Origin of the sequence: Kitasatospora sp. NPDC088264, from assembly GCF_040685715.1 — a bacterium.
Taxonomy (GTDB): Bacteria; Actinomycetota; Actinomycetes; order Streptomycetales; family Streptomycetaceae; genus Kitasatospora.
Genome location: NZ_JBFBIR010000131.1, coordinates 1 through 2,990, shown reverse-complemented (window position 1 = coordinate 2,990; position 2,990 = coordinate 1). Strand labels below are relative to the sequence as shown.

Here is a 2,990-nt window from a genome sequence, read left to right as displayed (position 1 = left end):
GACCAACCGCCTGACCGCCAGCCCCGACAAAATCGGGCAATACCTCCGCCCGAAACCTCTCGCGGCAGCCTAAATCGGTATCGAACACCCTCTGACGGACAGCGAGCCGTCGGCGTGGAGAACGAGGACACAGCGCCCGCCGCCACTGACTGACGCTTCGTCGGCCGCATAGCCGAGGACTTCCAGGACGAGGTGCCAGGGTCCGTCCGGAGCGAACTTCGCCGGGTTCTGCCTGATGTGCGCGAGATGGTCCGTATCGACGGCGCTCGACCAGTCATGTGTCGTGTTGACCCACTGGGCCCTCGGTGCATTCATCGGGCCAGGATGCCGCAGGCCGACGACGGCTCCGGGACCGGCCCCGTGACTGAGGACGGTTCGCTGGCCGATGGTGCTACGGCCGTTGGGTGTCAGAGCAGGACCGCTCCCACGACTGCCGCCGACGCCGTGACGAGAAGGCCCACGATGCCGCTGGTGACTCCGCTCCTCCAGGACCGCTGTGCGGACGCGAGGTCCGGGGTGAAGTCGGCCGGGTCGGCGGGGGAGTAGTGGATCGTGACGTTCCGGCCGTACGAGTTGGTCGGGTCCGGCAGGCCCGAAAAGCAGTAGGCGGTGACGGCCACGCCCTCGTGGGTGGTGAAGGCGACCACCGGCGTCTGGCTGGTGGACGTGTAGCCGTCCTCGTCGGTGCGGACGTTCCTGACGACGGCGACCACACGGCCCGGAACGGGAACCATCGCGGCCAGGGTGTCGAACCGGCTCCGCGCCTGGCGGACCTCCTGGGGCAGGGAGCACGCGAGGAACACGCTCCACGGCGCGCCGACACCGATCAGGGCCCACGGCCAGCCCCAGTCGATCGCGGCGACGACCACCAGCCCGACGTAGATCAGGAACACCGCGAAGTTCGGCCAGCCGAGCCCGTAGCGGCCGGCCCAGAGGTCGTTGGTGAACCGGAAGGCGTGCGGTCTCCCGGGCGGATAGCGGATCCCGATCTCCCGGCCCGTCCAGGCCGTGTTGATCCTGTCGCCGCAGTCGCCGTCGTTCGTCACGGTGAACTCCTGCCCGGTGGAGGAGTCTTGGAAGGTGACGACGACCGCTATGCCGTCCCCCTCGGAACCTCCGTGCCGCGGCTCCTGCACCCGCTCGATCCGCCCCATCACCCGGACCGTCCGCTGGGCTCGGGTCACCCCCGCCAGCGACCGCCCGTACCCGAGCAGTGCCAATGTGCCGAACACCCCGCACCAGAGCGCCAGACAGTCGTGCCAGCCCATGTGTCCTCCTCCTGTCCCTCCGGTACGGTCCGCCGGGGTTTCCTCGCTGCCGTGGCAACCCGTCGCGTGCAAGATCTACCACGTCCGGGCCGGTGGGGAGCCGCGGTGGCCGGCCCAAGTCGGCTGGTGGAAAGCAGTCTTGATGTCGAAGCGCGTCGAGCGCGGGTGAAGCGCGGTGATCAGCGTGCCGGGGTGCGTCGCACCACCTGGCCCTCACCGTTCGCCTCCAGCGAGGCACTGCCCTCGGGCCCGGTCACGCCGACCCTGATCGTGAGGGAGCCGGCGAGATGGTCGGCGGTGATCTGCCAGGACGTCGGGGAGCGGACGCCGAGCGTCGTCTCGGCCTCCTTGACCAGGGCCGGGAACCGCTCGTAGGGCAGGGACAGTGGATCGAACTGGGGGGCCTTCGTGCCGCTCGGGGAGAACACGACCGACAGCACGCGTTCCTGCGCGAAGACGGTGATCGCCTGGCGCGGATCCTTCCCCTCGGTAAGGGAGTTGATGGCCTTGCGCAGTTCGCCATCGTCGAGGAACGACTGGTCCGGCCCGAGGGAGACAGTCCCGGTCCCGGACGACACCACCGTGGTCGACCACGTCGAAGTGACCGTCGGTGCCGGAGAAGCGGAGTCCTGCTGTTCGAACAGGTCCACGCGGAACAGGAAGACCACGGCAGCCGCGGCGAGCAGCAGGCCGAAGAGCCCGACGAAGCCGGTCGAACGGCCCTCGGGAGGCTCGGTCACCATGGTCGACTCGGGAGCCGAATCCAGCTGAGCGCCGGCCGCCCGCTCCTCCCACTCCGGGGTCGGCCGCTTCACGATCCTCACCCGCCACGGCCTGTCCTGCGGATACTTCACCACCAGGACGCCGCGCGGCCGGTAGTCGGGGAGGTCGACCAGGTTGATGTCCTGAGTGATCCCGACGCGGTAGGCCGGCTCGTCGTCCGGTGCGACGGTGAGATCGAACCGCACCGGCACGTCGCTCGTCTCACCCCCAATGGCGCGCAGGCTCTCGATCATCGCGAGCGCTGTCCGGGGCACGACCGCCGCCTCCCGGGCCCGCCGCGGCGCCCCGGCGAGCAGGAGTAACAGGCCGTAGGCGATGGGCAGTCCCAAACCCCCGATGAACAAGGGCACCTTCTCGACGACCACGCCGACGACGAGCGCGGCCAGCGAGCCCCCGATCACGGCCCCCGTCAGGAAACTGCGGGCGAGGGCAACCGGAGTGCTGCGCGGAGGCGGCGCGCTCGGGGTGATCGTCATACGGGTGATTGTGCCGGGCCGGGGTGACAGCCGGTAGGGCTGGGGCGGGCGTTGTTCGCGCGGGGCCGGCGGGGTGCGGAGTGGGCGACAGCTGTCAGTAGTAGTCGGAGCGACGGGCGGAAAGCAGGTCCCGGGTCGCGCCCGTCGCGGGGGCGGTTTCGACGGGTGGCCCGGTTCGCCAGCTCCCGCGGTCGACTTCACGGGAGTTGGCGGTGAGCAGGTGGTCTGTGCGCGAGTCGCGGGTCGGGCACGAGGGGCCGCGGGTGGCTATCGGGTGTCTGTGTTTGTGTTGTGTGTGAGTTGGTGGTTGAGGTTGGTGAGGGCGTTGTGGGTGGCTTTGGTGTGTTGGTTGGGGATGGTGTGTTTGAGGAGGAGGGTGGGCCATCCGTGGGGGGTGGTGGTGAAGGTGATGGTGAGTTTGGTGTGTTGGTTGTTGTGGGTGGGGGTGAGGGTGTAGGTGGTG

At 69.4% G+C, this 2,990-nt stretch carries 3 protein-coding genes; all 3 read right to left on the bottom strand.

Features of this window, described 5'->3' with window-relative positions:
* Positions 1-407: 407 nt before the first annotated feature.
* Positions 408-1,268, bottom strand: coding sequence for a DUF3592 domain-containing protein (locus AB0O82_RS38555; protein ID WP_363589708.1), 861 nt, complete (start codon positions 1,266-1,268; stop codon positions 408-410).
* Between the two features lie 179 nt (positions 1,269-1,447).
* A complete protein-coding gene (locus AB0O82_RS38550; RefSeq protein WP_363589707.1) occupies positions 1,448-2,527 on the bottom strand; it encodes a hypothetical protein in 1,080 nt (359 codons plus the stop codon).
* 267 nt (positions 2,528-2,794) lie between these two features.
* Positions 2,795-2,990 (bottom strand): hypothetical protein (locus AB0O82_RS38545; RefSeq protein ID WP_363589705.1); only part of this gene is annotated, 196 nt, incomplete at its 5' end.